The organism is Roseateles sp. P1_C1_2, assembly GCF_056406535.1.
This window is the reverse complement of the sequence record NZ_JBFUAB010000027.1, coordinates 19,683-45,765: the sequence shown is the minus strand read 5'-3', so window position 1 is coordinate 45,765 and position 26,083 is coordinate 19,683. Positions and strand designations below refer to the sequence as shown.

Here is a 26,083-nt window from a genome sequence, read left to right as displayed (position 1 = left end):
CACCCGCGACCTGTTGGCGACGGGTGATCCGATTCTTCAAAGGGCCGGTCAAGGCTCTGTAGCTGCTCTGTGTCGAGGCGGACATAAAGCAGGTTTTGGTGCGCTGAACTGGGCCGTCATGCCGGCCCAGTTGCGGCGATCAGATCGCCAAGGCCGCATCCGCGCCGGCAAGCGCTCGCGGCCACAGGGCCAGGCCGCCGCTCAGGCTCCAGGCCTGCTCATGGCCCAGGCGGCGCAGCGCCTGCGCGGCCTGGGCGCTGCGGTTGCCGCTGCGGCAGAAGAAGACGACGGGCGTGCCGGCCGGCAGGGCCATCCAGCGCGCCAGCGCATTCGGCAGGCCCGACAAGGCCACCGCCTCGCGGCGCACGACTGTGCCCAGCTCGGGCGCCTGGCCCAGGCGCTGCTCATAGGGCTCGCGCACATCCACCAGCACCAGGCCCGGATGCTCGCGCGTCAGTTGCGACAGCGCGGCAAGGCTCAACTCGCTGGAGGCCAGCGGGCAGGCGCTGYCGACGCGGGCGCCGCAGGCSACGGTCTGGTATTCGGTCAGCGCCAGGCCCTGCTCCAGCTGGGCCTTGGCGGCCGCAAAGCCGGCGTCGTCGACGCGGCCGCCGAGCACGTCGCCCAGCAAGGGCTGGGCGACTGACTCGACGGCCAGCGTGCTGGCAAAGCGGTCGTCGTAGTCGTGGCCCGGCAGCAGCAAGGTGTTGGCGCCCACGGTTTGCTGCAGGCGGCGCAGTGAGCTGCCGTAGTGCTGCGGCGCGCTCTGCTCGAAGTCGCTGCGGCCCAGGGCGCCGGGCATGACCGTGTCGCCGACGAAGGCCAGGCGCAGGCCGTCGGCGTCGTCGAGCAGATAGGCCGTCGAGTCCAGGGTATGGCCCGGGATGGGCATGCGGCTCAGCTTCAGCGCGCCCAGTTCAAGGACGTCGACACCACGCGGCCAGCCCAGGCCATCAACGTCGCCACGCGCCTGGCCCGCGGCGGTGAGCAGCTCGGGCGCCGACGAGGCGTGATCGCCATGGCTGTGGGTGTCCAGCACGGCGGCCAACTCGTAGTTCTGGCAACGCAGCCACTGCGCGAGGCGCTCGGTCAGCTCGGGCAGCGGGTCGACGACGACAGCACGGCGGCTGGTGGCGTCGGCCAGCAGATAGCAGCAGGCGCCGTCGACGATGAAGCGCGTCAGGCCATCGGCAGGCAGGGCCTGGCCGGGGGCGCTCGGGTCCAGGCAGCTTTCACGCAGCGATTCGCCGCAGATGCGGATGCGCGCGCAGGCCTCGTCGATGAAGGCCGCGTCGGCCACCGGGCCGAAGGACAGGCGCACGGCCGAGGCCGTCTGCCAGGCCGGCAGGCCCATGGCTTCGAGGACATAACTCGGTGCAGCCTTGGCCGCGCTGCAGGCCGAGCCGCCGCTGACGCGCAGCTCGGCGGCGTCGAAGAGGTCCAGCAGCAGCTTGGAGCTGATGCCCGGCACGGCGAAGTTCAGTGTCGTGGGCAGACAGACCTCGGGCGGCGCGTTGAAGACCAGGCCGGGGAAGGCCTGCTGCAGCGCGGCGGCGAGGCGGTCGCGGAAGGCGACGAGGGTGGCGTGGTCGCGAAAGGTCCTGCCGTCTTCCAGCGCTGCCAGCACGGCACCCAGGGCGGCAATGCCCGACATGTTCTCGGTGCCCGAGCGCAGCGCGCCCTCCTGGCCACCGCCGGCCAGCAGCGGCGTGAAAGGCGCGTCCTCGCGCACATAGAGCAGGCCGATGCCCTTGGGGGCATAAAGCTTGTGGCCCGAGAAAGGCGCGTAGTCGATACGGCGCTCGGCCAGGCGCAGCGGCAGCTTGCCCAGGGCCTGCACGCCATCGACCATCCACAGCGCCGAACTGCCGGCCAGCGCGGCCTCGATGCCGTCGAGGTCGCTGATGACGCCGGTCTCGTTGTTGGCCGCCATCGTGCAGACCAGGCCGGCGCGCGGCGCATGCTCGCGCAGCCAGGCGAGGTCGTGGCGGCCATCGCGGCCGACGGGGATGGCCAGCACCTGCAGATTCAGTCCGAGCAGCGCGTTCCAGTGCTTGATGGCTTCGGGCACGGCCTTGTGTTCGGTGGCGCCGTAGAGCAGCAGCTCGGGGCGCTGGGGCCGGTCGCGCAGCGCGCTCAACGCCGACAGCACCGCGGTCTGGATGCCCTCGGTGGCGCCGCTGAGGAAGAGCAGCTTGCCGATGCTCGCCCCGAGCACGCGGCGCGCGCGGGCCCGCACGCCGTCCATCAGCGCCCTCGCCTTAAGGCCGGTGCTGTGGATGCTGCTCGGGTTGCCGAAGTCCTCGGCCATCGCGGCCATCGCGGCCTCACGGGCCAGGGGCAGGACGGGCGTCGTGGCGTTGGCGTCGAGATAGATTTCCATGGGCGGTATTGTTGCCACCATCGCGCACAAACGGGTTGCGCAAGCACCCTCCCGCCGCCCGCAGAAGAGCATTTCATGCTGCGTATCATTGGATTCATGAAACTGGATTCCATAGATATCCGCATTCTCGACATCCTCCAGCAGAACGCCGAACTCCAGACGGCCGAGATCGCGCAACAGGTCGGCCTGTCGACGACGCCCTGCTGGCGGCGCATCCAGCGCCTCAAGGAGTCGGGCGTCATCACGCGCCAGGTGGCGCTGCTGGATGCACAGAAGGTGAATGTCGGCGTGACCGTCTTCGTGTCGGTGCGCACCAGCACGCACTCCCAGGAGTGGTTCGAGACCTTCAAGGCCACCGTGCAGGCGATTCCCGAGGTCGTCGAGTTCTACCGCATGAGCGGCGACGTCGACTATCTGCTGCGCGTGGTGGTGCCCGACATCGCCGCCTATGACCGGGTCTACAAGCGCCTCATCGCCGGCACCCAGCTCCATGACGTCAGCTCCAGCTTCGCGATGGAGGAGCTCAAGCTGACGACGGCGTTGCCACTGGGCTATGTCGGTTGACACGACATTTGCTACCGCGTGTTGCAAATTGCGGGCGGCCGCAGTACACCGACCAGGCGCTACGGCGTTAAGTTCACCRCATTCGACCTCGAGCGAGCCCGCCATGAAGACTTTTGTCCGCGCCTCCGTTGTTCTCGCCCTGCTGGCCGCCCAAGGCCTGGCAAGCGCCGGCCCCCGCTACTACCACCACCATCATCACCGCGGCCCCGGTCTGGGCGGCCTGGTCCTCGGCCTGGCAGTGGCCGTACCCTTGATCGCCATGGCCAATCACGCCGACCGCGAGGTGGTCTATGTGCAGCCGCCCCCGCCGCCGCCTCAACCCGTCTACGTGCAGCAACCGGTGCAACCCGTCTATGCGCAGCCATCGCGGGCGGTGCCCATCATCTACCCGCGCAACGGCCAGGGCAGTGCCCAGCTGGAGGCCGACAGCCGTGAATGCAACCGCTGGGCGACGACGCAGCAGGCTGCGATGTCCGACGCCGGCGTATTCCAGCGCGCCGTCGAAGCCTGCATGGACGGTCGCGGCTACACGATGCGCTGAAGACAACGGTCTTCGGCCTTTATCGGCCACCGCACAAACCACAAGGACCTGGAGGCTCGCGCTTCCCGGTCCTTGTTTCTTTGGGCCCTTGCTATCCCTCTTAAGGGGGAGACGGCGGGGGTGCCCCCACACCCACTCCCCCCTCGGCACCCCCAAAGGGCGATAGGCCCCTCGGCGGCCGGCGCCGAGACTGGCTCCATCGAAACAGGAGCCGTCATGCAAGTTCAATCCCCACCCGCTCCCGACGACTTTCGTTGGGCGAGCGCCGAAGTGCTGCGCATCACCGTCAGCCAGCTGCGCGCCTGGGAAACGGAAGCCGCGCGGCATTGCATCACCCTCCCGGCGGACGAAAAAGCCTGGGAAGGCACGGAGCTCGACGTGCTCCGAACGGTGCTGTGAAGCCCAACACCCCGGTGGGTTTCGCGGCACTGCTGGAAAAGTTGCCCAAGCGTTTCGTGGCCCGGGCCAAGCGGGTCGAAGAACGCGCCAGGCTGAGGCGAGAGGCCCAGGCCAGGCGCTTCGAGGAACTTCCCGCTGCCGTCGCCGAGGTCAAGGACAGCGACCGGGACGAGTGGCAGGACACCGTTGCCCAGTTCAACACCAAGTCAGGAGAAGACCATGGCATTGCTTGAAGTAAACCGTGACCGCGGCTCGGACGCCGGCGTCAGCCAATGGGCCTTTGACAGCGCCATCGGGCGGATCAGCGGCCGCGACACCTACGGGAACCTGGTGATGGCGTTTTCCATCGATCCGCTCTTCGGGCCACGACTCGCCGCGGCGTTCAATGCGCCGGCCATGCAGCAATGGCCTGCGCACGGGCCTGTCGGCATACGCGCTGACCGGCTTGATGGYATGAAGCGCATTCAGACACTGGCGACGCAATGAACCAGCCGCCAACAAATCCAGAAAGCCACCAGGAGAACGCCATGCACCTCGCCGAGCGTCGCACTATCGACCGGACCCACAACGAACAGTGGCCAGAGGCCATGCGCGATGAGTTTAGGAAAGTTCAGTTCTTGCACGCCGTTGAGACCGAAGAACTCAACGGGGAGTCATGGCGCGACATCTTCGAGAGCTTCGAGGGGCGCCACATCCGTTTCATCTGACGACGCCGTCCCGTCGTTGCGCCCTACGGGACACCGTAGCCGAGTTCAATGCCAGAGTGGGAGAAGACCATGGCGTTGTTTGATTTCAATCGCAGCTTTGGCCCAGTGCCAGGCGTCGGCCAGCTGGCTTTTGAGCAGGCCCCAGGACTGATCCGCGCCCGCGATGGCGACGGGAACCTGGTCATGAGCGTCGCCACCGGCCCGGGGTTTGGCAATCGCCTGGCAGCGGCGTTCTCCGACTATCGAAAGGCCATGCAAGAAGCGGCGTGCCTTTTGCCTCGAGCTTGATCTCCTTGAGCAGGCCTCAAGGTGACACCGAAGTGGGTTCAGGCTCGGCGCTACATGACCGCAGACAAAGAAAAAGGACCTGGAGGCTTTCGCTTCCAGGTCCTTGCTTTATTTGGGGTGGCTGATGGGACTCGAACCCACGACGACAGGAATCACAATCCTGGACTCTACCAACTGAGCTACAGCCACCGCAGAGCCAAAAAGTATAACCGATAAATCAGGGTGCGCTGGCCGCGGAGGCCGGTGCCTCGACCTTGATGGCGGCCTTGTACTGCGACTTCAGCGCGGCCAGATAGGCCTGGCCTTCGGCACGGGCCCAGGCGCCGGAATATTGCTGGGCGGCGCGCTTGTCGTCGATGATGGCGGCGTCGCGCGGCTGGAGCTGGTTGATGCGCACGACGACATAGCCACCATCTTCGGCAGCCACACCGACGACGGCCGGCAGCTTGGCGGCATCGGCGCCGAGCACGGCTTCGAGCTGGCCACGCGTCAGGTTCTGCGGCTTGGCGCGCGACACGGAAACCGCGGCTTCCAGGCCGGCGGTGTCGGCCGGGTTGGCCTTGAGCGCCGCCAGGCGCGCTTCGCCGGCCTTCTTGGCCTGCTCGGTGGCGAGCTTCCTGACGAGCTGGTCGCGCACCTTGACCTTCACGTCGGCCAGCGGCGGCACACGGGCCGGGTTGTGCTGGACGATGCGGGCCGACACGAGCTGGCTCGTACCGGTCTCGACCGCTTCGGTGTTGCGCTTGTTGCGCAGCGCGTCGTTGCCGAAGACGGCTTCCAGCAGCTTGGGCGACGCGAGCGGGCCGGCGGCACCCGGCAGGGGCTGGCGCTGCACGGTGGCGGTCTGGAGCTGCAGCTTGAGCTTGTCGGCGGCGGGTTGCAGGCTGTCGGACTGCTCGTAGACGAGGTTGCCGAACTGCTCGGCGGCCTCGGAATAGCGGCGCTGGGCGAGCTGCTTGCGCACCTCGTTCTCGACCTCGGCGCGCACGGCCTCGAAGGGCTTCTTGTCGCCGCCGCGGGTGCCCGTCAGCTGGATGATGTGATAACCGAAATCGGTCTCGACGAGGTTGCTGATCTCGCCCTGCTTCATCGCGTAGACGGCAGCGTCGAACTCCTTGACCATGGCGCCGCGGCTGAAGAAGTCGAGGTCGCCGCCATTGGCGCCCGAACCCTCGTCCTGGGAATTCTTCTTGGCCAGCGCGGCGAACTCGGCCGGGTTCTTGCGAACCTGGGCCAGGATCTCCTCCGCCTTGGCCTTGGCCTTGGCGTGCTCCTCGGCCGAGGCGCTGCGCTCCACCTTGATGAGGATGTGGCTGGCGCGACGCTCTTCGGGCACGCCGTAGCGCGCGGCGTTTTCCTTGTAGTAGTTCTGCAGGTCGTCTTCGCTGAACTTGACGTCCTTCTTCAGCGCTTCCAGGTCGAGCACGACGTACTGGATCTGGGCCGATTCGGGCAGCTGGAACTTGTTGGCGTTGGCCGATTCCTTGTAGAAGGCCTCGATGTCGGCATCGCTCGGGTTGATCTTGGCCGCGAAGTCCTTGATGTCGAAGCGCTGCACTTGCACTTCGCGCTGCTGCAGCAACGAGTCGAAAGCGAGCTTGGCGTTGGCGGCCGCAGCGACGGCGGAAGACTCGACACCCGACGTGACCTGGCGCAGCGACATGTCCTGGCGCAGCTTCTCCAGGAAGATGGCCGAATTCATGCCCTGGGCAGCCAGGATGGCCTTGTTGACCGAGCCGTCGGGGTTGCGCATGAAGGCGAACTGCGGGTCGCGCTTGAACAGCGCGTCGAGACGTTCATCACTGACGCTGAAATGCTGATGTTCGGCAGCGGCCTTGAGCGTGCGCTCGGTAACCAGGCCTTCAAGCGCCTGGCGCTTCACTTCCGGCGTGTCCAGCAGCTTGGGGTCCACGCCCGGGTTCTGGCGCCGGATGCGCTCGGCCTGGTCGCGTTGTGCAACTTCCCATTCACCCTGGGTGATCTTGCGGCCATCGACGCTCGCCACGGCGGTATTGGCGCCACCCATCATGCTGGTATAGCCCTGCATGCCGACGAAGGCGAAGGACGGCAGGATCAGCAGCGTCAACAGGAACTGGAGCAGGCGGTTGTGCTGGCGGACGAATTCAAACATCTCGAGGAGCCTTGAGGATCAAACGCGACGAAGGCGAACCGAGGTTCGCCTTCGAGGGAGTCGCATTCTAAATGCGAGACGGCGGACGCCGCCCTGGGGTCGGGTGGTGGGCGCTGACGGGCTCGAACCGCCGACAATCTCCGTGTAAGGGAGGTGCTCTACCAACTGAGCTAAGCGCCCGGGAGAAACCGGGAAATCGCGGGACCGGCTGAAGGTTCAGTTCACGGCGTCTTTGAGCGCCTTGCCGGGTTTGAACTTGGGCACCTTGGCCGATTTGATCTTGATCGTATCGCCGGTACGCGGGTTGCGGCCGGCGCGCGCGGCGCGCTTGGTGATGCTGAAGGTGCCGAAGCCCACCAGCGAAACGGTGCCATTCTTCTTCAGCGTCGTCTTGACGCCGCCGATCACGGCTTCGAGCGCGCGGCCTGCAGCGGCCTTGGAGATGTCGGCCTGCTTGGCGATGTGCTCGATCAATTCTGACTTGTTCACTCGTGCCCCCTCATGACGATTCAGCGGACTGTTGAGCCCTGCACCGTGAGGGGCGCAGGACTGCGTTGCAGATGTCGATCCCGCGCACTGCGCAGCCTGTGACAGGCCGACGACAAACGGCCAAGGCGCGCGCGGGGAAGCGGATTCTAGACGCGCGTCCGGCGCTGGGCAGGGCGGGAAAAGTCCCGATACAACTCGGTGTCCGACGTGCGTCGGAACAGCGTCTCAGCGGGCTTTGGCGCGGATTTCCGGCAGGGCCTTCTGCAGGTAATAGACCATGGACCAGATGGTCAGCACCACGGCGGCATAGATCAGCCAGGTGCCCCAGAGCCGGGTCGGGATGAGGCCGAAGAGCTGGCCGTCATAGAGCAGGAAGGGGATGGCGACCATCTGCACGGTCGTCTTGAGCTTGCCGACCATGTGCACGGCGACGCTGCGCGAGGCGCCGATCTGGGCCATCCATTCGCGCAGCGCGGAGATGGCGATCTCGCGGCCGACGATGACGAGAGCGACAAAGGCGTTGACGCGGCCGAGTTCCAGCAGGATCAGCAAGGCCGAGCAGACCAGGAATTTGTCGGCCACCGGGTCGAGGAAGGCGCCGAAGGAGGAGGTCTGGTTGAGCTTGCGCGCCAGATAGCCGTCCAGCCAGTCGGTCAGCGCCACGACAACGAACAGCACCGTCGCAAACAGGTTCTGGTGCGCCGGCGTCATTTCCAGATAGAAGACGCCGACGATCAGCGGGATCGCCACGATGCGAGCCCAGGTCAGCAGAGTCGGCAGCGTCAGGAACATGCCGGCATTGTGCCCATGTCGACGCCCACTTCTGGGGCGCCGCAGTCGCGACTGTGGCGGCCAGCCCTCAGTTCAGGCTGAGCGGCTTGAAGCGTCGGTCTTCCTCGAAAAGAAAGGTCTCGGTGAACTTCCAGGGCTCGGGCATGCGCCGCACGTCGCCAAAGGGGGCGGCGCGGTGGATGGCGTCGATGGCCAGCTGCAGTGTTTCCGGCGCAAACCGGGGTGGCCGGACCACGTTGACGCGGCGCACGCTGCCGTCGGCCTTGACCTCGATTTCCAGCACCACGACGCTCAGCACATGCGAAGGCGCCTTCGTCATGAAGCTGCCCTCAGGGTTGGCCATGACGAGGCGCTCGGCGGCCTGGTGGCGCAGCTCCGCCTGCGTGCGTACTGGCTTGGGCGGCGGCAAGCCGGCGGGCTTCGGGGCCGCCACCACGGTGGGCGAAGGCTGCGGGGCAGGCTCGAGAACCACGGCGCGTGGAATGCCGTCGGTGGGCACCGCAGGCGCCGGCGCACGCGGCGCTGCCGCGCAGCCGGCCAGCAGCGGGCCGATCAGCCAGCGGGCGGCGCGCTTCAAAGGGGCGATGGTGGGCACGGCGTTCTCCTCATGGCTCGAATTGTTCTGGCTCGTACCCGGCACGAGGTGCGACGGATTTCTCGCCGCAACCGCCGTAGCCGTAGCGCAATGCAACGCAGGGTAAGCGTTCTGTACCTAGTGCAGCGCGCGGTAGATTTCTTCGGCGAGTTCCCGTGAGATGCCCTTGACGCCGCACAACTCGTCCACGCTCGCCCCCGCCACGCCGCGCACGCCGCCAAAGCGCTGCAGCAGCTGGGCGCGCTTCTTCGGGCCGACGCCCGGCACGTCCTCCAGCCTCGACCCCCCCGTGCGCGTGGCGGCGCGCTTGGCGCGCATGCCGGTGATGGCGAAACGGTGGGCCTCGTCACGGATCTGCGCAATCAGCATCAGCGCGGCCGAATCACGGCCAAGGTAGACCTTTTCACGGCCGTCGGCAAATACCAGCTCCTCCAGCCCGACCTTGCGGCCCTCGCCCTTCTCGACGCCGGCGATCAGCCCCAGGTCCAGCCCGAGTTCCTCGAAGACTTCGCGCGCCATGCTGACCTGGCCGCGGCCCCCGTCCACCAGCACCAGGTCGGGCAGGCGGCCGGTGCCGAGCTGGGCCGCCTCGGCCATCTTGCTGTAGCGGCGCGTCAGCACCTGGCGCATGGCGGCGTAGTCGTCGCCGCCGGTGATGCCCTCGATGTTGTAGCGCCGGTACTGGCTGCTCTGCATCTGGTGGTTCTCGAAGACGACGCAACTCGCCATCGTCGCTTCGCCAGCCGTGTGGCTGATGTCGAAACATTCGACGCGGAACTTGTTGATCTCGACCACCGACAGGTCCAGCGACTCGACCAGTGCGCGCGTGCGAGCCTGCTGCGAGCCCTCCTCGGCCAGCAGGCGGGCGATCGCCAGTTCGGCGCCCTTGATGCACATCTCCTGCCAGATGCGCCGCTGGCCGCGCGGCTGGGCCTGCACGGTGACGCGGCTGCCGAGCTGCTGGGCCAGCGCCTCGGCCAGGCTGGCGTCGACCGCTTCGCTGACGATGATGAGCCCGGGCACCGGCGACGCGAGATAGTGCTGGGCCATGAAGGCCTCGAGCACCTGGCGCTCGGCCGACACCACTTCCTCGTCGTCGAGGCGGATCGCCGTCGCATCGTCGACATGCTTGGGGAAGAAGGCGCGGTCGCCCAGATGCCGGCCACCGCGCACCATCGCGAGGTTGACGCAGGCCCGCCCCCCCTGCACCTTCACGGCCAGGATGTCCACATCGCGGTCGCGACCCGTCGCGCTGCTCTCCTCGATGACCTGCTGCTGCAGCACCTTGGACAGCGCCTGGATCTGGTTGCGCACCTCCGCCGCCAGCTCGTACTCGAAGCGCTCGGCGTAGGCGCCCATCTGCTGCTGCAGCGAGGCCATCACCTCGTCGGTCTCGCCGCGCAGGAAGGCTTCGGCGCTCTGCACATCGCGTGCGTACTCGCCGGTCTGCCCCGCCGGCACGCAGGGCCCGGAGCAGCGCTTGATCTGGTGCAGCAGGCAGGGCCGACTGCGGTTGTTGAAGACGCTGTCCTCGCAGGTTCGCAGCTTGAACACCTTCTGCATCAGCTGGATGGACTCCTTCACCGCCCAGGCGCTCGGGAAGGGCCCGAAATAGTGATGCCGCTTGTCGACCGCCCCGCGGTAATAGGCCATGCGCGGCCAGGCGTGCGAGGTGATCTTCAGATAGGGGTAGCTCTTGTCGTCCCGGAACAGGATGTTGAAGCGCGGGTTCAACGTCTTGATCAGGTTGTTTTCCAGCAGCAGGGCCTCGGCCTCGGTGCGCACGACCGTCGTCTCCATGCGGGCGATGCGCGCGACCATCAGGCCGATGCGGGTGCCGCCGTGGTTCTTCTGGAAGTAGCTGCTGACGCGGCGCTTCAGGTCCTTGGCCTTGCCGACATAGAGCACCTCATCCCGGGCATCGAAATAGCGATAGACACCCGGCAGGGGCGGCAGGGCATTGACTTCGGCCTGCAGGCGCTCGCGGGCCTCGCGGGCGGCGGCCTCCATTTCGGCGCCGCGCTGCTTCTCGGCGGCTTCGATGACCGCGCGCTCGGCGGCCAGATCTTTTTCGTTCGAGGCCTGCTGCTGGTCAACGGCTTCGGTGTTGGAAGGGGTCGTGCTCGACATGCAGGGAATTGTGGCCTGGGAGAATTGGCCCATGAGAGCGCCGATGCTTTGGGACATCTTCTGCCGCGTCATCGACAACCATGGCGACCTCGGCGTCTGCTGGCGGCTCGCGCGCGACCTGGCCGGGCGCGGCGACGCGGTGCGGCTTTGGGTCGACGATGCCTCGGCACTGGCCTGGATGGCGCCCGAGCGCCCCGCAGCGGTCGAAGTGCTTGCCTGGCCCGACGGCGAGGTGGCCGCGCAACCTGGCGACGTCGTCATCGAAGCCTTCGGCTGCGAGCTGCCACCGGCCTTCGTCGCCCGCATGGCCGCGCGCCAACCCGCACCACGCTGGATCAACCTCGAATACCTCAGCGCTGAGGACTATGTGGAGCGCAGCCACGGCCTCGCCTCGCCGCAGTTCAGCGGCCCGGGTGCCGGGCTGACCAAGCATTTCTTCTACCCGGGCTTCACGCCGCGCACCGGCGGCTTGTTGCGCGAGCCGGACCTGCTCGATCGCCAGGCGGCTTTCGACGGCCCCGCCTGGCTGGCCGCCCGCGGCTGGGCGGCTCGGCCGGGCGAGCGCGTCGTCAGCCTGTTCGCCTATGCCAACCCGGCCCTGCCTGCGCTGCTGGACACGCTGGCTACCCAGCCGACGCTGCTGCTCGCCTGCCCCGGGCCGCTGCAGGCGCAGATCCGCGATCGCCCCGGCCTGCGCACCATCGCCCTGCCGTATCTGCCCCAGGACGACTACGACCGCCTGCTGTGGGCCTGCGACCTGAACTTCGTGCGCGGCGAGGATTCATTCGTCCGCGCGCAGTGGGCCGGCAAGCCCTTCGTCTGGCATATCTACCCTCAAGACGACAACGCCCACCACGCCAAGCTCGAGGCCTTCATGGCGCGCGCCGAACTGCCTTCCGGCTGGCGTGAAGTCTGGCGCGGCTGGAACGGCCTGGCCGCCCTGCCCGACTCGCTCCGCGGGCTGGAAATGGCGGCCAGCCACGCCCCGAAGTGGCGTGCGCAATTGGCGGCTCAGCCCGATCTGCTGGCGCAATTGCAGGGCTTCTTAGGGGTTTCCAGCTAGAATGTCGGGCTTTGCCGCGCCAACCCGAGACGGGTTCTCCTGGAGTCTGGTGCGCCGTCCAGCCGGAATATCCGGCGCCTCACACCGCAATTCACCATGAAACTCGCTCAAGAAATCCGCGCCGGCAATGTGATCATGCAGGGCAAGGACCCGATGGTCGTCCTGAAGACCGAATACAGCCGTGGTGGTCGCGGTGCCGCCACCGTGCGCATCAAGATGAAGAACCTGCTGAACGGCGCCGGCGCCGAGCTGGTCTTCAAGGCCGATGACAAGATGGAGCAGATCATCCTCGACAAGAAGGACTGCACCTACACCTACTTCGCCGACCCGATGTATGTCTTCATGGACACCGAGTACAACCAGTACGAAGTCGAGTCCGAGAACATGGGCGACGCGCTGTCCTACCTGGAAGACAGCATGGCCGTCGAAGTGACCTTCTACGACGGCAAGGCCATCTCCATCGAACTGCCCACCAGCGTCGTTCGCGAGATCGAGACCGAGCCGGCCGCCAAGGGCGACACCTCGGGCAAGGTCATGAAGCCTGCTCGCCTGAAGGGCACTGGTTTCGAAATCTCCGTGCCGGCGTTCGTCGAAAACGGCGACAAGATCGAAATCGACACCCGCACCCACGAGTACCGCAAGCGCGTCTGACGCGACGGCCGCGGCCTCACAACAGAACGCCCGCTTCAAGCGGGCGTTTTGCTTTATTCGGCGTCGTCAGAAAGGTCGGGAACTTCCAATTCGGCGTCGATCTCGCTGTCGAAATCGGCGGCGCTGCCCTTGACGGGAATCCAGGGCCGGTCCAGCGGACGATAGACGCGGCTTTGCAGGCGGGCCAGGCGGTCGGAGCGCTCGATGGCGTTCATCACCGCCTCGGGGGCGATCAGCATCGCGAAAGGGTCAGCCAGATTCGGGGTGGTGGACAGCATGGTGGGCCTCGTGTTTGACGATGACTCCACTGTAGGCAGCGCCGCCTCGGCGCAACAGTCGGCTCAGCGCCCTAGGCGCTGTAAGACTTTTCCCTACACGGCCCTCAGGGCGAGAACTAGTTGGCGCTGCTGGCGCTTCTTGCTGAAGCTGCCGCTGCGGCCGCGCGCTGCTGGCGCTCCTTGATCAGGCGGCGCAGCTCCTTGGCCATCACGTCACGGCCACCGCGCTCGGCAAAGTCGGCCACCGTCAGCTCCTGTTCGTTGGCCGCGCGCGGTTCGGCGCCCGCCTGGATGAGCAGGGGCACGAGATCGCTGTTGCCGTAGCGCGCCGCCATCATCAGCGGCGTCGTGCCGTTCTCGGAGCGCGCATTGAGTTCGGCGCCCTGGGCGATGAGGAAGGCCGCGACGCCGTTGTCCGGCCCGCTGCAGGCGTAATGCAGCGGCGTCCAGCCCTTGCGGTTGACGGCCGCGCCGCGCTTCACCAGGGCCTGCACGGCCGGCAGCGAGCCGCGCACGGCGGCAATCATCAGTGGCGTCTCACCTTGGGCATTGGCCTCGTCCACCTGCGTCAGCGGCGAGGCCAGCAGGCTGTCCAGCGCGCGCAGCGACTCCTCGCGCACGGCAATGAAGATGGCCTTGCGGCCGCGCGAGTCGGCCTGGTTGGGGTCCACGCCCTTGAGCAGCAGGCCCAGCACGGTCCGCGGGTCGTTCAGCTCGGCGGCGGTGACGAAGTCGTCGATGGTCGCTGCCTGGACGGCCATGGAGGCCAGCAAGGCCAGCGCGGTCAGCCCCCGCTTCATGCGGTTCATGCGGTTCAAGCGCCCTCCGGCAGGCCGAACAGCCGCCGCGTGTTCGCCGTCGTGCGCGCCGCCAGTTCCGCCACCGGCAAGCCCAGCGCATCGGCCACCGCCTTCGCGACGTGGGGCACATAGGCCGGCGAATTGGTCTTGCCGCGGTAGGGCACGGGGGCGAGATAGGGGCTGTCGGTCTCGATCAGCACCCGGTCCAGCGGCAGCAGCTTCAGCAGGTCGCGCAGGTCCTGGGCGTTCTTGAAGCTGACGATGCCCGAAAACGAGATGTAGTAGCCGCGCTCGACGGCCGCCAGGGCCACCTCGGCCGTCTCCGTGAAGCAATGGAAGACACCCCCGGCCTGTTCGCCGCCCTCCTCGTCCAGCACGCGCAGCGTGTCGGCCGCGCTGGAGCGGGTATGGATGACCAGGGGCTTGGCGGCCTGCTTCGCGGCGCGGATATGGGTGCGGAAGCGCTCGCGCTGCCACTCCATGTCGTCGATGCTGCGGCCGTTCAGGCGGTAGTAGTCCAGCCCCGTCTCGCCGATGGCGACGACACGTGGCAGCGCCGCCAGGCCCACCAGCTCGGCCACGTCGGGTTCGCGCATGTCCTCGGTGTCGGGATGCACGCCGACGGTCGCCCACAGCTGAGCGTGTTCGAGGGCCAGCGCATGCACCGCCTCGAACTCCTCCATCTGCGTGCAGATGCAGATGGCCTGCTCGACCTGGGCCGTTTGCATGTCGGCCAGGATGGCCGGGAGGTTTTGCTTCAGCTCGGGGAAGCTGAGGTGGCAATGCGAGTCAATGAACATCAGAGCGTTTGCGTGGGCTTGCTCGACGAGATCGCCGTGCCCAGGATTTCCTCGATGCGCACGCGGATCAGCCGCGTCTTCTCGTCGCCGGGGAAGCGCACACCCACGCCCTGGGTGCGGCCGCCCGAAGCATTGGCCGGCGTCAGCCAGGCCACCTTGCCAGCGACGGGGTAGCGCTGGTTGTCCTCGGGCAGGGCCAGCAGCAGATAGACGTCCTCGCCGAGCTTGTAGTCGCGCGTCGTCGGCACGAACAGGCCGCCCTCGGCGAAGGCCGGGATGTAGGCGGCATACAGCGCCGACTTCTCGCGGAAGACGAGCTGGATGACGCTGGGCCGCGCACCGGACGATGCCCCCACGCCGCCCACCGTGGGCAAAGGCAGGTTGCCGCTCATCTTGCTGGGCTGGAACTGCGCGGGCTTGGAGGTGTCGTCGCTCATGAGGTCCGAGTGTAGTCAGCGCGCCGCGGCCGAGATGGCAGTCTGGGCTTGTGCGACGAGAGCCTCTATCCACAGCCCGGCGTTCAGCGGGTGTTCGGCATGGCGGGACGCGCGGCGCAGTTCGGCATCCCAGGCCAGCAGCGGCGCCGGACGCTTCGGCGATGGCAGGGAGGTGGCGGCAAAAAACTGGCCCGGCCGGCCATGGCTGCGGCGCACCAGGTCGTGGCACAGGCGCTGTAGCGCGTCGATGGCGCGCGGCGGCGCCCAATCCGACAGGGCGGCCACTTCGCCGCGGGCGACCCGCTTGGGCAGGGCCTGCCAGGCGGCGTCGGTCAGGCCGGCCTCGTGCCAGGCCAGCGCCTGCTGCGGCCGGCCGCCGGTGGCGTCGAGCAGGCCCTCGGCGCCGTCGACGCCCTTGGACGCCAGCCAGGCCAGCGCGGCTGCGCGCTCGGGCAGCGGCAACGGCAGCGGCTGGCAGCGGCTGCGGATGGTGGGCAACAGCGCGGCGCTGTCATGGCTGGCCAGCGCGAAGCGCAGCAGGCCGGAGGGCTCCTCCAGCGTCTTCAGCAAGGCATTGGCCGCGATGCCGTTCAGCGCTTCGGCCGGGAAGATGACGACCACCTTGGCCCGGCCGCGCGCCGATGTCGCCTGGGCGAAGGCGAGCAGGTTGCGCACCGCCTCGACCTTGATTTCCTTGCTGGGCTTGGCCTTGCCGGCCTTGGGCGCGTCGGGTTCCTCGAAAGGCAGGCCGAGAGACTCGCGCGCGGAGGCATCCAGGGCTTCCGGCATCAAAAGCTGGAAGTCCGGGTGGGTGCCGCTGGCAAACAGCTTGCAGCTGGCGCAGTGGCCGCAGGCCGCTTGGCCCTCGGCGCGGGCTTCGCAGAGCCAGCTCTGCGCCAGCTTGACGGCCAGTTCGAGCTGGCCGACGCCGGCCGGCCCCTGCACCAGCAGCGCATGCGAACGCGCCCGCGCCAGGGCGTCGGTCAGCGGCGCCTGCAGCCAGGGGAGATCGGCGTTCAGCATGGATAGCGCTCGGCCAGCACGGCGAGCACCTTCGCGCCCACCTGCTCGACGGAGCCGCTGGCGTCGATACGCACGATGCGGCCCGGCGCCTTGGCCGCGCGGGCCGCATAGCCGGCACGCACGCGCTCGAAAAACGCCAGGTCCTGCTGCTCGATGCGGTCGGCCTTACGGGCACTGGCGCGACGAGCCGCAGCCTGTTCGGCCGGCAGGTCGAACCACAGCGTCAGCTCGGGCTCGGTGCCTTCCTGCACCCAATCGGCCAGCGGGTCCAGCACGGTCAGCGGCAGGCCGCGGCCGCCGCCCTGGTAGGCAAAGCTGGCATCGGTGAAGCGGTCGCAGAGCAGCGTCTTGCCGGCGGCCAGCGCCGGCTTGATGACGGTTTCGACATGGTCACGCCGGCCGGCAAACATCAGCAGCAGCTCGGTCAGCGAGCCCATGGGCTCCTTCAGCACGATGTCGCGCAGCGTCTCGGCCAGCGGCGTGCCACCCGGCTCGCGGCTCAGTTGCACATCGGCGCCGCGGGTGCGGAACCAGTCGGCCACCGCCTGGATGTGGGTGGATTTGCCGGCACCGTCGATGCCCTCGAATGAAATGAACCGACCAGCAGTCATGTCCACCCCTCGTCCGTCGAGTACGCCGGCCGATCCCCCGAGGGGATGGCGGGCCGGCTAGGGGCGGCCCGGCGCTCGGCCCGCCGGTACGCTGATCGCATCTGTTTCACTTGCCGCCACGTTGGTATTTGTTGACCGCGCGATTGTGCGCGGCGAGGTCATCGCTGAATTCGCTGCTGCCGTCGCCGCGGGCGACGAAGTAGACCGCCTTGATGGGCGCCGGGTTCAGCGCCGCTTGCAGCGAGGCCGCGCCCGGCATGGCGATGGGCGTGGGCGGCAGGCCGCCGCGGGTGTAGCTGTTGTAGGGCGTGTCGGCCAGCAGGTCGCGCTTGCGCAGATTGCCGTCGAAGGCCTCGCCCAGGCCGTAGATGACGGTGGGGTCGGTCTGCAGCGGCATGCCGACGCGCAGCCGGTTCACGAAGACGGCCGCGACCTTGGAGCGGTCTGAGGACACACCGGTTTCCTTCTCGACGATGGAAGCCAGGATCAGCGCCTCGTCGGCCGACTTCAGCGGCAGGTCGCTCGATCGCTTGCTCCAGGCTGCCGCCAGGCGCCCCCGCATGGCCGCATGGGCGCGCTTGAGCACGGTCAGGTCGCTGACACCGCGGCTGTAGGCATAGGTGTCGGGGAAGAAGCGGCCCTCCGGCGCCACGCCGGGCTCGCCCAGCGCCGCCATGATGTCGGCATCGCTCATCTGCGCCGTCTTGGGCCTCAGCTGCGGCGCGGCGGCCAGGGCCGCCCTCACCTGGCGCCAGTTCCAGCCTTCGATGAGGCGCAGCTGCTCCAGGATCTGGTCACCGCGCACCATCTTGTCCAGCAGTTCGCGCGGCGTGATGCCGGCGTGGACCTCATAGCTGCCGGCGCGGATCTGCTTGGCCTGGCCCGACCATCTGAACCACTGGTAAAGGAAACGGGCATCGGTCTGCACACCGGCGCCCACCCAGGCGCGGGCCACTTCGGCCGGGTTGGTGCCCGGCTCGACGGACAGTTCCACCGACGGCGTGGCCAGGCTCAGCGGGCTGCGCAGCCACTGCCAGACGGCGCCTGCGGCCAGGCCGGCGATCAACAACAAGACGAGCAGCGCTCGCAACAACCACTTCATGCCCTGTGATGACCTGTGAATGGCCCGGTGAAAAGGGGGCCGATGATAATTCCCGCCATGTCCCAAGCCTCCCAACTCCGCCTCGCCGACTGGGGCGTCATCCGCGCCCAGGGCGCCGACGCCGCCAGCTTCCTGCACAGCCAGCTGACCCAGGACTTCGCCCTGCTCGACCGCGATCACGCCCGCCTGGCCGGCTTCTGCACGGCCAAGGGCCGGCTGCTGGCGACGCTGGTGGGCTGGCGTGGCGGCGAGGAAGAGATCCTGCTGGCCCTGCCGGCCGAGACGCTGGCGGCCACGCTGAAGCGCCTGTCCATGTTCGTCATGCGTGCCAAGTGCAAGCTCAGCGACGCCAGCGCCGAGTTCGCGGTCTACGGGCTGCTCGGCACGCCGGCCACCGAGGCCTGGATGCTGGCCCGCGATGGCGATGCGGTGCAGATCGCCCTGCCAGGCTCGGGTCGCGCGCTTCGTGTGCAGCCGGCCGATGCGCCCGCGCCGGCGGGTGCAGCGATGACGGCCGATGACTGGGCGTTTGCCGAAGCCGAGGCCGGCGTGGCCTGGGTGCGCGGCGCCACCGTCGAGGCTTTTGTGCCGCAGATGATCAATTTCGAGGTGCTGGGCGGCGTCAACTTCAAGAAGGGCTGCTACCCGGGCCAGGAGATCGTCGCGCGCAGCCAGTACCGCGGCACGCTGAAGCGCCGGCTGCAGGTCTTCGAGACCGATGCGGCGGCCACCATCGGCCAGGAGATCTTCCACAACGCCGACCCCGAGCAGCCGGCCGGCATCGTCGCCAGCAGCGGCGCCAAGGACGGCCGCACGGCCATCGCCGCGGAGATCAAGCTGGCGGCACTGGAGGGCGGCAGCCTGCATCTGGGCAGCGCCACGGGAGCCCAGTTGCGCCCACGCACCCTGCCCTACGAGATTCCGCCCCAAGACTGACCGTGCAGCTCTACGTCTACTACCGCGTCGCCGCCGACAACGTCGAGTCGGCCCTGATCGCTTTCCGCAAGGCGCGCGTCGAGGCGCCCATCGAACTGCTGCAGCGGCCCGAGCCGAACGCGGACGGCCAATGGACGTGGATGGAGATCTATCCCGAGGGCTGGGGGCACCGCGAGCCGCAGGTCGCCGCGGCGATGACGCCCTGGCTGGCCAGCGAGCGCAAGGTCGAACGTTTCGAGATGCTGGGCTGAAGCCCCCCGTTGCGGGGGTTTCACAGGTCCACCAGGCCCTGGCCTGAGGTCCCGCAAACGGCTACCCTCGCCCGGACTTCTGGGGGTCGGGCGGCATGAGGGAGATGCTCCGTGGGTTGTGGGTCCTCCTCGCACTCGTTGCGTCGGCCTGCGCCTGCGCCGCTGCGGATGACTTCGAGGCCCGCATCGCCCAGGGCGCGCAGTGGCGCCGCGCCGGGCAGACCCACCAAGCCCTGGCCCTGCTGACGGCCGCCGCCAAGGCCGCGACAAACCCGCAGCAGCGCATGCGGGCCGCGGCGGAACTGGGCCTGACGCTGGCCCAGGAGCGGCGCTTCGACGAAGCCCGGGCAGCGCTGACCCAGGCCTACCAACTGGCGCAAGGCGAGCCCCGCGCGGCCTATGCGCTGGAACTGGGCCGGCTGGCCGCCCGCGATCGTGACGCCGCCGCAGCAAGCTATCTGGCCGAGGCTGCACGCTCGGGCGATGCGCGCGTGCGCCTGGCCGCGGCACTGAACCTGGCCCTCATCGCGCCCGAAGCCGAACGCCTGCCGGCCCTGCAGGCCCTGGCCCCCGCCGTCGCCGCCCAGGGCGATGCCGCGCTGCTCGTCGGCGTCGGCCGCCAGGCCCAGGCTCTCGGGGCCACCGAGCTGGCCTGGCGCAGCCTGGAGCAGGCGCGCCGCGCCGCCGCGCCGGGCAGCCGCGCCCAGCTCGACGCGCTGGACGGCCTGGCCGGCCTCTATGAATCCCAGGGCCGCTTCGCCGAGGCGCTGAGCCTGGACGACGCCGGCCTGGCGGCGCTGGCCGGCCAACCCGTCGCCAGCGTGGGTGAACTGGCCATCGAGCTCGAATGGCGCAATGCGCGCCTCCACAAGGCCCAGGGCCAGGCCGGCGCCGCGCTGGCCGCCTACCAGCGCGCCGCCGACCGGCTGGAGGCCCTGCGCGCCGACATCCCCATCGAACTGGACGACGGCAGTTCCTCCTACGGCCGCTGGTTCGAGCCCATCTACCTGAGCCTGGCCGAGAGCCTGCTGGACGCCTCCGAGGGCCTGCCGCCCGACCGCGCGGGCGCGCTGCTGCGCCGGGCACGCGACGCGGTGGAGCTGCTGCGCCAGACCGAGATGCAGGACTTCCTCGGCGACCGCTGCGCCGTCGACGCGGTCAAGGGCGGCAGCGCCACCGTCATCCCGGCGGGCACGGCGGTGATCCATGCCGTGCTGCTGCCGCGGCGGCTGGAGCTGCTCGTCGAGACCACCCAGGGCCTGCGCCGCGTGAGCCAGCCTTTTGCGCGCGACGACATGCGCGACCTGGCCGGCCGCTTCGCCAAGCAGCTGCGCGACCAGGGCGCCGGCTTCCTGCCGCTGTCTCAGCGGCTCTACGACCGGCTGCTGCGCCCGCTGGAGGGGCTGCTGAACGAGCTGCAGGCCGACACGCTGGTGCTGGTGCCCGACGGTGCGCTGCGCATGGTGCCCTTCGGCGCCCTGCACGACGGCCAGCGTTTCGCCATCGAGAAGTACGCCCTGGGCAGCATGGCCGGGCTGTCGATGACCAACACCACCGCGCCCAAGGCCCAGCTTGCCAGCAACCTGCTGGCCGGCGTGTCCGACTTCGGGCCGGTGGTGGACAAGCTCATGCTGACCCGCACCGGCCAGGATCTGGTCGCCCAGACCGACGGCACGCCGCGCTCGCTGCGCGAGTCCCTGGCCCTGCCGGGCGTGAGCCGCGAGATCACGGCGCTGGGCCGGCTGCTGCCGGGCGAGCAGCTGCTGAACTCGGGCTTCACCGTCGATGCCTTCAGCCGCGCGGCGCGCTCGGGGCGCTATCGCGTGCTCCATGTGGCCTCGCATGGCGTGTTCGGTGGCGATGCGCGCAGCAGCTTCATGCTGGCCTATGACGACCTGCTCACGCTGGACGGTCTGCAGCAGCTGCTGGGCGCCGATGCGCTGCGCCGCCAGCCGCTGGAGCTGCTGACCCTGTCGGCCTGCGAGACCGCCGAGGGCAACGAGCGTGCGCCGCTGGGCATCTCGGGTGCGGCCATCCGCGCCCGCGCCAAGAGCGTGCTGGGCACGCTGTGGCCGGTGGACGACGACGCCGCCGTGGCGCTGATGCAGCGCTTCTACGGCGGCCTGGCCGAAGGCCACACGAGCAAGGCCCAGGCGCTGCGCCAGGCCCAGCGCGAGCTGCTCGCCAAGCCTCAGTTCGCCCACCCCTTCTTCTGGGCGCCCTTCACGCTGATCGGGAACTGGCTGTGAAGTACCTACCGTCCTCTCTCTCATTGGCCCTCGCCTGCGCTGCCCTGCCCGCGCTGGCCCAGATCCGCACCGACGCCAGCCTGGGGCAGTCGGCCCAGACGCTGCAGGGGCCGAGCTATCTGATCACCCAGCAGCTGGGCAAGCTTGCCGGCAGCAATCTCTTCCACAGCTTCCAGACCTTCAACCTCGCCACCGGCGAGTCGGCCACCTTCACGACCAGCACGCCCGGCATCGCCAATGTGATCAGCCGGGTCACCGGCGGCGATGCCTCGCTGATCTACGGCAAGCTGAGCCTGCAGGCCGCATCGGGCACGCCCAGCTTCTTCTTCATCAACCCGGCCGGCGTGCTGTTCGGCGCCGGCACCAGCATCGACGTGCCCGGCGCCTTCCATGTCAGCACGACCGACTCGCTGCGCTTCAGCGACGGCAGCCGCTTCCACGCCGACCTGTCCAAGGCGAGCACGTTCTCGTCGGCCGCACCCGAGGCTTTTGGCTTCCTGGGCGGCAAGCACGGCCTGATCGAGGTGAGGGACGGCGCCGTCATCGCCACCAACCCGCAGCAGGCCATCAGCATCGTTGCAAGCGATATAGCCATCGACCATGCCACCCTGGTCGGCAGCGGCAACGTGAGGCTCGCGGCCGTGGGTGCCCAGGCCATGGACCTCGGCTTGAGCGGTGCCACGCCCGGTCTTTCGGGCCTCATCGTGCTCAGCAATGACGCCCTGGTCGGTGCCTCCAACCTCGGCGGCCAGGACGCCGGCCTCATCAGCCTCAGCGCCGGCACCATCGCCCTGGACGGCGGCGCCAGCGTTTCCAGCTTCGCGCGCGCCGGCACCACGGGCAAAGGCGCTGCCGTGCTGCTGCAGGCCACCGACACGCTCGTCCTGAGCAATGGCGGCAACGTCTACACCTCCACCCGTGGCGGCGGGGCCGGCGGCACCGTCACCGTGCAGGCGGGCAGCGTCCAGATGGACGGCGGCGGCTACCTCTACACCGACACCCAGCCCGGCAGCCACGGCAACGGCGGCGGCCTGATCGTCAGCGCTCCCCAGGGCCTGTTCCTCACCAACGGCGCCAGCATCAGCTCGGACGTCAATGGCAGCGGCAGCGGCGGCGTCATCGCACTGACGGCCGGCAGCATCAACCTGGCCAGCCAAGCCTATCTGTCCAACTCTGCGCTGTCGGGCACCGGCGACGCCGGCGCCATGCTGCTGACCGCGACCAATGGCATCCGCCTCAACGCCGGCACCAAGCTGCTGTCCTACACCCAAACGTCCGGCCGCACCGGGGCCATCCAGGTCAAGGCCGGCGCAGGTCTGGATCTGGCCGGCGGAGCCTCCATCGCCAACGTGGCCATCGGCCCTGGCGCACAGGCGGGCGACGTGAGCCTGACCCTGGGTGGCGACCTGGGCTTGAGCGCCGGCACCAACATCGTCACCAGCGGCCTGTCCGGCGGCAACGCCGGCAGCATCGCCATCGCGGGTCGCAACCTCAGCCTGTCTGACGGCAGCTACATCTCCAGCGGCTCGCTGGACAACCAGGGTTCGGCCGGCAATGTGCAGCTCACGGCCACGGGCACGGTCAGCCTTAGCGGCGGCTCCTACGTCTCGGCCAACACCTATTCCGACAGCGACGGCGGCGCCATCCAGTTGCGCGCCCAGACCGTCAACCTGAGCAGCAGCTTCCTCACCAGCACCACCTACGAGGGGCGGGGCAATGCAGGCGGCATCGACGTGGCGRCGAGCAACCAGATCACGCTGACAAGCGGCGCGTCCATCGGCTCGGGCACCCAGGCCGCGGGCCGCGGCGGGCTGGTCAAGGTGGCGGCCCCGAGCATCAGCCTGGGCGGCCAGTCGCTGATCTACACGACGGCAAGCAGCGCGGGCGCGGGCGATGCCGGCAACGTCGAGATCAGCGCACCCACCCAGCTCAAGCTGGACGAAGGCAGCCTGGTCGACAGCAGCAGCTACTCAAAGCTCGGCAATGCCGGCAGCATCTCGGTGAGCGCCGGCAGCATCGCGATGGACCATGCCTCGATGGCCAGCCGCAGCGCCCTGCCCGAGGGCAGCGGCCAGGCCGGCGCCATCCGGCTGGTGGCCAGCGGCGCGGTCAGCCTCGCCAACGACAGCCTGATCAGCAGCAGCACGCTGTCGGCCGGCAATGCCGGCCTGGTGCGGGTGGAGGCGGCCTCGATGCTGCTGGACCACGCCAGCCTGCTCAGCCTGGCGGGCACGGGCAGCCGCGGCCGCGGCGGCAATGTGGAGCTGAAGCTGAGCGGTGACCTCAGCGCCCGCTCCGGGTCGCTGGGTACCACCACCTTCGGCAGCGGCGCGGGCGGCACCGTCAGCGTGCAGGCGCATGACATCAGCTTCGACGGCGCCCTCGCCGGCATCAGCGCGGCCGCGGCGGTGGGTTCAGGCGGCCAGGTCGGCAGCATCGATGTGCAGGCCAGCGGCCGGCTCAGCCTGAGCAACGGCGCCAGCCTGGGCACCAGCAACGCGGCCACGGTCGCCAACCCCGCCACTCTGCAGCCCAGCCTGCTGAGCGTGCGCGCCGATCAGCTGGCCATGAGCGACGCCGCCATCACCGCCGACGCCAGCGGCAATGTGGCCGCCAGCCGCATCGACATCCGCACCGGCAGCGCTACGCGGCTGCTGCGCAGCGCCATCTCCACGACGGCCAACGAGGGCAATGGCGGCGCGGTCGCGCTGGACGCCGGCCACCTGCTGGTGCTGGACAACAGCGTGCTGACCACCTCGGTGCTGGGCCGCCGGGGCAACGGCGGCGACATCGCCGTCAAGGCCGATGCCGCGCTGCTGCGCACCGGCTTCATCCAGGCCAACACCGCGGCGGCCCAGGCCAGCGGCGGGCTGGTGCGGGTGGACGTGCGCAGCCTGGTCGCCAGCGGCAACAGCCTGTTCGTCGGCGGCAACCAGCCACTGCAGTTCAAGGCCGGCGTGTTCGGGCTCAACGTGATCCAGGCGGCGGCGCCTGATGGCGTCAGCGGCGTGATCGCCATCACCAGCCCGGTGCTGGACCTGTCGGGCAGCCTCAGCGCGCTGGACGCCCGCCCCATCGACACGGGCGGCCTGGGCCGCAACCCCTGCCTGACCAGCGGCGGCAGTTCGCTGGCGGCGGGCGGTCGCGGCGGCCTGCCCGGCTCGATGCGCGGGCTGGTGGGCATCGACGCCCTCGCGACGGCAGGCCCGCGCCCAACCGCCCTCACCCTGGCAGCTTTTTCGCCCGGAGCATGCCGTTGATGCGCGCCGCCCTGCTGCTGTTGCTGAGTGCCGGGGCCTTGGCGGCCGAGCCCTCGCTGCCGCCCCTGCCCGCTGACCTGGCAGGCGCCACCGCCGCGCCGCTGCAGGTGCGCGTCGACGCCATCGAGTTCCGCGGCAACCGTGCCATCACCACCGCCGAGCTGCAGGCGCATGCCGCACCGCACGTGGGCCGCGTCAACGGCGTGGACGAACTGGAAGCCCTGCGCCAGCAGCTGACGCGGCTGTATGTGGACCGCGGCTACGTCAACTCCGGCCTGCTGCTGCCGCAGCGCCTGGCCGACGGCGTACTGGTCTTCCAGGTCATCGAGGGCCGGCTGAACGCCGTCGACCTGCGCGGCATGGACGGCCTGCATGAGCGCTACGTCGGCGCCCGGCTGCTGCGCCGCGAGGACGCCATCCTCGACATGGGCCAGATGCGCGACCGCTACCAGCTGCTGCTCGCCGACCCGCAGATCGCGCGCATGAACGCCCGCCTGGTGCCCGGCGAACAACTGGGAGAGGCGCGTCTGGAAGTGGACGTGCAGCGCAGCCGGCCTTGGGGCTTAAGCGTCTTCGCCAACAACTACCGGCCCGCCTCCATCGGCTCGACCGCCGCCGGCGTGGCCGGCACGCTGCGCAACCTCAGCGGCCGGGGTGATCAGTTCGACCTGACGCTGCAGACGCCGGTCGAGCGTGGCGGCCAGGGTGGCCATGGCCGGCTGGACTGGCAACTGCCGCTGGTGACCTGGGGTCTGACCGACACTCAGCTGCAGCTGGGGCTGGAGCGCGGCAGCTCCTCTGTCATCGAGGAGCCGGTCGATCAGCTCGACATCCGCAGCCGCCTCTCCAGCCGTGAGCTGGGCATCAGCCACACCTGGTCCGAAACGCTGGCGCGCAAGCTCGACGGCGGCCTGACCTGGCTCAGCCGCGACAACCGCACCAGCTTGCTCGGCCAGCCCTTCTCCTTCACGCCGGGCGTGCCCGACGGCGAGTTGCGCGAGACGCTGTGGCGCAGTTGGCTGGGCGGTGCCTGGCGCAGCGAGACCCAGGTGCTGGCCCTGCGCGCCAGCTACGCCTGGGGCCACACCAATGTGCAGGACGTGGCGGAGCTGCCGCCGTCGTCCTTGCCCGCCAGGCGCTTCGGGCTCTGGGTCGCCCAGGCCAGCTACACCCGCCAGCTCTTCGACCGCGCGGCTCAGCTGGGCGCCCGCCTGAGCTGGCAGCACACCAGCGACCACCTGCTGCCGCTGGACGCGCTGGCCCTGGGCGGCCTGGGCACGGTGCGCGGCTTCCGCCAGAACCAGCTGGTGCGCGACCGCGGCTGCGTCCTCAATCTGGAGCTGGAGATCCCGCTGCGCCAGGACGCGGCCGACGGCTGGGCCCTGAGCCTCACGCCCTTCCTCGACCTGGGCCGCGCCGCCAACGTCGGCGAGCCGGGCACCACCCTGTCCTCGCTGGGCCTGCAGGCCCGCGCCCGCTGGCAGGGCTGGACGCTGGACATGGGCCTGGCGCATCGCCTGCAGGGCGCCAAGCTCGGAGCGACGCTGCAGGACCAGGGCGTGCTGCTGCAGCTGGCCTACAAGCTCTGACGAAGCCCCGGCCG

27 protein-coding genes and 2 tRNA genes are annotated in these 26,083 nt (G+C 69.1%); 14 read left to right on the top strand and 15 right to left on the bottom strand.

The features are described from left to right. Positions 1-139 precede the first annotated feature (139 nt). The gene (locus tag AC1D2H_RS24405; RefSeq protein WP_478012736.1) at positions 140-2,383 is read right to left on the bottom strand and encodes an aminotransferase class V-fold PLP-dependent enzyme; all 2,244 of its coding nucleotides are present in this window, start codon (positions 2,381-2,383) and stop codon (positions 140-142) included. Positions 2,384-2,479: 96 nt separating this feature from the next. Between AC1D2H_RS24405 and AC1D2H_RS24400 the strand changes: the two genes are divergently transcribed. The 7 genes from AC1D2H_RS24400 to AC1D2H_RS24370 all read left to right on the top strand — a co-directional run bounded on the left by AC1D2H_RS24400 (position 2,480) and on the right by AC1D2H_RS24370 (position 4,882). Further along, positions 2,480-2,947: an Lrp/AsnC family transcriptional regulator gene (locus AC1D2H_RS24400; protein WP_477931511.1), complete on the top strand. Its 468-nt coding sequence runs from the start codon at positions 2,480-2,482 to the stop codon at positions 2,945-2,947. A 103-nt stretch (positions 2,948-3,050) separates the two neighbouring features. Next, positions 3,051-3,488, top strand: a complete 438-nt coding sequence (locus AC1D2H_RS24395) for a hypothetical protein (protein WP_477931512.1) — start codon at positions 3,051-3,053, stop codon at positions 3,486-3,488. A 216-nt stretch (positions 3,489-3,704) separates the two neighbouring features. Next, positions 3,705-3,887: a hypothetical protein gene (locus AC1D2H_RS24390; RefSeq protein ID WP_477931513.1), complete on the top strand. Its 183-nt coding sequence runs from the start codon at positions 3,705-3,707 to the stop codon at positions 3,885-3,887. Next, positions 3,884-4,120: a hypothetical protein gene (locus AC1D2H_RS24385; protein WP_478012735.1), complete on the top strand. Its 237-nt coding sequence runs from the start codon at positions 3,884-3,886 to the stop codon at positions 4,118-4,120. The genes AC1D2H_RS24390 and AC1D2H_RS24385 overlap by 4 nt, the downstream gene beginning before the upstream one ends. Continuing rightward, positions 4,107-4,373, top strand: coding sequence for a hypothetical protein (locus AC1D2H_RS24380; protein ID WP_478012734.1), 267 nt, complete (start codon positions 4,107-4,109; stop codon positions 4,371-4,373). Before AC1D2H_RS24385 ends, AC1D2H_RS24380 begins: the two co-directional genes overlap by 14 nt. Positions 4,374-4,414: 41 nt before the next feature. Continuing rightward, a complete protein-coding gene (locus AC1D2H_RS24375) occupies positions 4,415-4,594 on the top strand; it encodes a hypothetical protein (RefSeq protein WP_478012733.1) in 180 nt (59 codons plus the stop codon). A gap of 69 nt (positions 4,595-4,663) precedes the next feature. Further along, positions 4,664-4,882 (top strand): hypothetical protein, encoded by a 219-nt coding sequence (locus AC1D2H_RS24370; protein WP_477931517.1) that lies wholly within the window; start codon positions 4,664-4,666, stop codon positions 4,880-4,882. Between the two features lie 113 nt (positions 4,883-4,995). Here the strand turns inward: AC1D2H_RS24370 and AC1D2H_RS24365 are convergent. The 7 genes from AC1D2H_RS24365 to uvrC all read right to left on the bottom strand — a co-directional run bounded on the left by AC1D2H_RS24365 (position 4,996) and on the right by uvrC (position 10,899). Then, positions 4,996-5,071, bottom strand: a tRNA-His gene (locus AC1D2H_RS24365). A gap of 28 nt (positions 5,072-5,099) precedes the next feature. Further along, positions 5,100-7,013, bottom strand: a complete 1,914-nt coding sequence (locus tag AC1D2H_RS24360; RefSeq protein WP_478012732.1) for a SurA N-terminal domain-containing protein — start codon at positions 7,011-7,013, stop codon at positions 5,100-5,102. Between the two features lie 104 nt (positions 7,014-7,117). Beyond that, positions 7,118-7,193: transfer RNA gene (locus AC1D2H_RS24355), tRNA-Val, on the bottom strand. Positions 7,194-7,229: 36 nt separating this feature from the next. Next, positions 7,230-7,502, bottom strand: a complete 273-nt coding sequence (locus AC1D2H_RS24350) for an HU family DNA-binding protein (RefSeq protein WP_056201680.1) — start codon at positions 7,500-7,502, stop codon at positions 7,230-7,232. A 225-nt stretch (positions 7,503-7,727) separates the two neighbouring features. Continuing rightward, complete coding sequence (pgsA, locus tag AC1D2H_RS24345) at positions 7,728-8,294, bottom strand: CDP-diacylglycerol--glycerol-3-phosphate 3-phosphatidyltransferase (RefSeq protein ID WP_439462939.1); 567 nt, start codon at positions 8,292-8,294, stop codon at positions 7,728-7,730. 67 nt (positions 8,295-8,361) lie between these two features. Continuing rightward, positions 8,362-8,889, bottom strand: a complete 528-nt coding sequence (locus tag AC1D2H_RS24340; RefSeq protein ID WP_478012731.1) for a hypothetical protein — start codon at positions 8,887-8,889, stop codon at positions 8,362-8,364. Positions 8,890-9,006: 117 nt separating this feature from the next. Continuing rightward, a complete protein-coding gene (gene uvrC / locus AC1D2H_RS24335) occupies positions 9,007-10,899 on the bottom strand; it encodes an excinuclease ABC subunit UvrC (protein ID WP_478012784.1) in 1,893 nt (630 codons plus the stop codon). A 151-nt stretch (positions 10,900-11,050) separates the two neighbouring features. Between uvrC and earP the strand changes: the two genes are divergently transcribed. Next, positions 11,051-12,082: an elongation factor P maturation arginine rhamnosyltransferase EarP gene (earP, locus tag AC1D2H_RS24330; RefSeq protein ID WP_478012730.1), complete on the top strand. Its 1,032-nt coding sequence runs from the start codon at positions 11,051-11,053 to the stop codon at positions 12,080-12,082. A 96-nt stretch (positions 12,083-12,178) separates the two neighbouring features. Next, on the top strand, positions 12,179-12,733 hold the full coding sequence (gene efp, locus AC1D2H_RS24325) for an elongation factor P (RefSeq protein WP_478012729.1): 555 nt from the start codon (positions 12,179-12,181) through the stop codon (positions 12,731-12,733). A 53-nt stretch (positions 12,734-12,786) separates the two neighbouring features. On the opposite strand, the gene AC1D2H_RS24320 is transcribed toward efp, so the two are convergent. The 7 genes from AC1D2H_RS24320 to mltG all read right to left on the bottom strand — a co-directional run bounded on the left by AC1D2H_RS24320 (position 12,787) and on the right by mltG (position 17,784). After that, entirely contained in the window at positions 12,787-13,011 is a 225-nt protein-coding gene (locus tag AC1D2H_RS24320; RefSeq protein WP_477931546.1) for a hypothetical protein, read from the bottom strand. 116 nt (positions 13,012-13,127) lie between these two features. Then, positions 13,128-13,820: an ankyrin repeat domain-containing protein gene (locus tag AC1D2H_RS24315; protein ID WP_478012783.1), complete on the bottom strand. Its 693-nt coding sequence runs from the start codon at positions 13,818-13,820 to the stop codon at positions 13,128-13,130. A gap of 5 nt (positions 13,821-13,825) precedes the next feature. After that, positions 13,826-14,611: a TatD family hydrolase gene (locus AC1D2H_RS24310; protein ID WP_478012728.1), complete on the bottom strand. Its 786-nt coding sequence runs from the start codon at positions 14,609-14,611 to the stop codon at positions 13,826-13,828. Further along, positions 14,611-15,003 (bottom strand): PilZ domain-containing protein, encoded by a 393-nt coding sequence (locus tag AC1D2H_RS24305; protein WP_477931578.1) that lies wholly within the window; start codon positions 15,001-15,003, stop codon positions 14,611-14,613. Before AC1D2H_RS24305 ends, AC1D2H_RS24310 begins: the two co-directional genes overlap by 1 nt. A 60-nt stretch (positions 15,004-15,063) precedes the next feature. Then, positions 15,064-16,071 (bottom strand): DNA polymerase III subunit delta', encoded by a 1,008-nt coding sequence (locus tag AC1D2H_RS24300; RefSeq protein ID WP_478012727.1) that lies wholly within the window; start codon positions 16,069-16,071, stop codon positions 15,064-15,066. Continuing rightward, positions 16,065-16,682 carry a dTMP kinase gene (gene tmk, locus AC1D2H_RS24295; RefSeq protein WP_478012726.1) on the bottom strand — a complete coding sequence of 206 codons (618 nt, stop codon included), beginning with the start codon at positions 16,680-16,682 and terminating at the stop codon, positions 16,065-16,067. The genes AC1D2H_RS24300 and tmk overlap by 7 nt, the downstream gene beginning before the upstream one ends. A 106-nt stretch (positions 16,683-16,788) precedes the next feature. Further along, on the bottom strand, positions 16,789-17,784 hold the full coding sequence (mltG, locus tag AC1D2H_RS24290; RefSeq protein ID WP_478012725.1) for an endolytic transglycosylase MltG: 996 nt from the start codon (positions 17,782-17,784) through the stop codon (positions 16,789-16,791). Between the two features lie 57 nt (positions 17,785-17,841). Between mltG and ygfZ the strand changes: the two genes are divergently transcribed. The 5 genes from ygfZ to AC1D2H_RS24265 all read left to right on the top strand — a co-directional run bounded on the left by ygfZ (position 17,842) and on the right by AC1D2H_RS24265 (position 26,069). Then, entirely contained in the window at positions 17,842-18,720 is an 879-nt protein-coding gene (gene ygfZ, locus AC1D2H_RS24285; protein WP_478012724.1) for a CAF17-like 4Fe-4S cluster assembly/insertion protein YgfZ, read from the top strand. Between the two features lie 2 nt (positions 18,721-18,722). Beyond that, complete coding sequence (locus AC1D2H_RS24280) at positions 18,723-18,971, top strand: DUF4936 family protein (RefSeq protein ID WP_478012723.1); 249 nt, start codon at positions 18,723-18,725, stop codon at positions 18,969-18,971. 95 nt (positions 18,972-19,066) lie between these two features. Continuing rightward, positions 19,067-21,220 carry a CHAT domain-containing protein gene (locus AC1D2H_RS24275; RefSeq protein WP_478012722.1) on the top strand — a complete coding sequence of 718 codons (2,154 nt, stop codon included), beginning with the start codon at positions 19,067-19,069 and terminating at the stop codon, positions 21,218-21,220. Further along, positions 21,217-24,480, top strand: a complete 3,264-nt coding sequence (locus AC1D2H_RS24270; RefSeq protein WP_478012721.1) for a beta strand repeat-containing protein — start codon at positions 21,217-21,219, stop codon at positions 24,478-24,480. The genes AC1D2H_RS24275 and AC1D2H_RS24270 overlap by 4 nt, the downstream gene beginning before the upstream one ends. Further along, complete coding sequence (locus AC1D2H_RS24265) at positions 24,480-26,069, top strand: ShlB/FhaC/HecB family hemolysin secretion/activation protein (RefSeq protein ID WP_478012720.1); 1,590 nt, start codon at positions 24,480-24,482, stop codon at positions 26,067-26,069. Before AC1D2H_RS24270 ends, AC1D2H_RS24265 begins: the two co-directional genes overlap by 1 nt. Positions 26,070-26,083: the final 14 nt, after the last annotated feature.

Bases quoted from the DNA above. Each gene is read 5' to 3' on its own strand.
- AC1D2H_RS24370 (WP_477931517.1), top strand. From the start codon at position 4,664: ATGGCGTTGTTTGATTTCAATCGCAGCTTTGGCCCAGTGCCAGGCGTC.
- AC1D2H_RS24305 (WP_477931578.1), bottom strand. From the start codon at position 15,003: ATGAGCGGCAACCTGCCTTTGCCCACGGTGGGCGGCGTGGGGGCATCG.
- efp (WP_478012729.1), top strand. From the start codon at position 12,179: ATGAAACTCGCTCAAGAAATCCGCGCCGGCAATGTGATCATGCAGGGC.
- earP (WP_478012730.1), top strand. From the start codon at position 11,051: ATGAGAGCGCCGATGCTTTGGGACATCTTCTGCCGCGTCATCGACAAC.
- AC1D2H_RS24300 (WP_478012727.1), bottom strand. From the start codon at position 16,071: ATGCTGAACGCCGATCTCCCCTGGCTGCAGGCGCCGCTGACCGACGCC.
- AC1D2H_RS24390 (WP_477931513.1), top strand. From the start codon at position 3,705: ATGCAAGTTCAATCCCCACCCGCTCCCGACGACTTTCGTTGGGCGAGC.
- AC1D2H_RS24275 (WP_478012722.1), top strand. From the start codon at position 19,067: ATGAGGGAGATGCTCCGTGGGTTGTGGGTCCTCCTCGCACTCGTTGCG.
- pgsA (WP_439462939.1), bottom strand. From the start codon at position 8,294: ATGTTCCTGACGCTGCCGACTCTGCTGACCTGGGCTCGCATCGTGGCG.
- AC1D2H_RS24320 (WP_477931546.1), bottom strand. From the start codon at position 13,011: ATGCTGTCCACCACCCCGAATCTGGCTGACCCTTTCGCGATGCTGATC.
- uvrC (WP_478012784.1), bottom strand. From the start codon at position 10,899: ATGGAGGCCGCCGCCCGCGAGGCCCGCGAGCGCCTGCAGGCCGAAGTC.
- ygfZ (WP_478012724.1), top strand. From the start codon at position 17,842: ATGTCCCAAGCCTCCCAACTCCGCCTCGCCGACTGGGGCGTCATCCGC.
- AC1D2H_RS24265 (WP_478012720.1), top strand. From the start codon at position 24,480: ATGCGCGCCGCCCTGCTGCTGTTGCTGAGTGCCGGGGCCTTGGCGGCC.
- AC1D2H_RS24400 (WP_477931511.1), top strand. From the start codon at position 2,480: ATGAAACTGGATTCCATAGATATCCGCATTCTCGACATCCTCCAGCAG.
- AC1D2H_RS24360 (WP_478012732.1), bottom strand. From the start codon at position 7,013: ATGTTTGAATTCGTCCGCCAGCACAACCGCCTGCTCCAGTTCCTGTTG.
- tmk (WP_478012726.1), bottom strand. From the start codon at position 16,682: ATGACTGCTGGTCGGTTCATTTCATTCGAGGGCATCGACGGTGCCGGC.
- AC1D2H_RS24315 (WP_478012783.1), bottom strand. From the start codon at position 13,820: ATGAACCGCATGAAGCGGGGGCTGACCGCGCTGGCCTTGCTGGCCTCC.
- AC1D2H_RS24375 (WP_478012733.1), top strand. From the start codon at position 4,415: ATGCACCTCGCCGAGCGTCGCACTATCGACCGGACCCACAACGAACAG.
- AC1D2H_RS24310 (WP_478012728.1), bottom strand. From the start codon at position 14,611: ATGTTCATTGACTCGCATTGCCACCTCAGCTTCCCCGAGCTGAAGCAA.
- AC1D2H_RS24395 (WP_477931512.1), top strand. From the start codon at position 3,051: ATGAAGACTTTTGTCCGCGCCTCCGTTGTTCTCGCCCTGCTGGCCGCC.
- mltG (WP_478012725.1), bottom strand. From the start codon at position 17,784: ATGAAGTGGTTGTTGCGAGCGCTGCTCGTCTTGTTGTTGATCGCCGGC.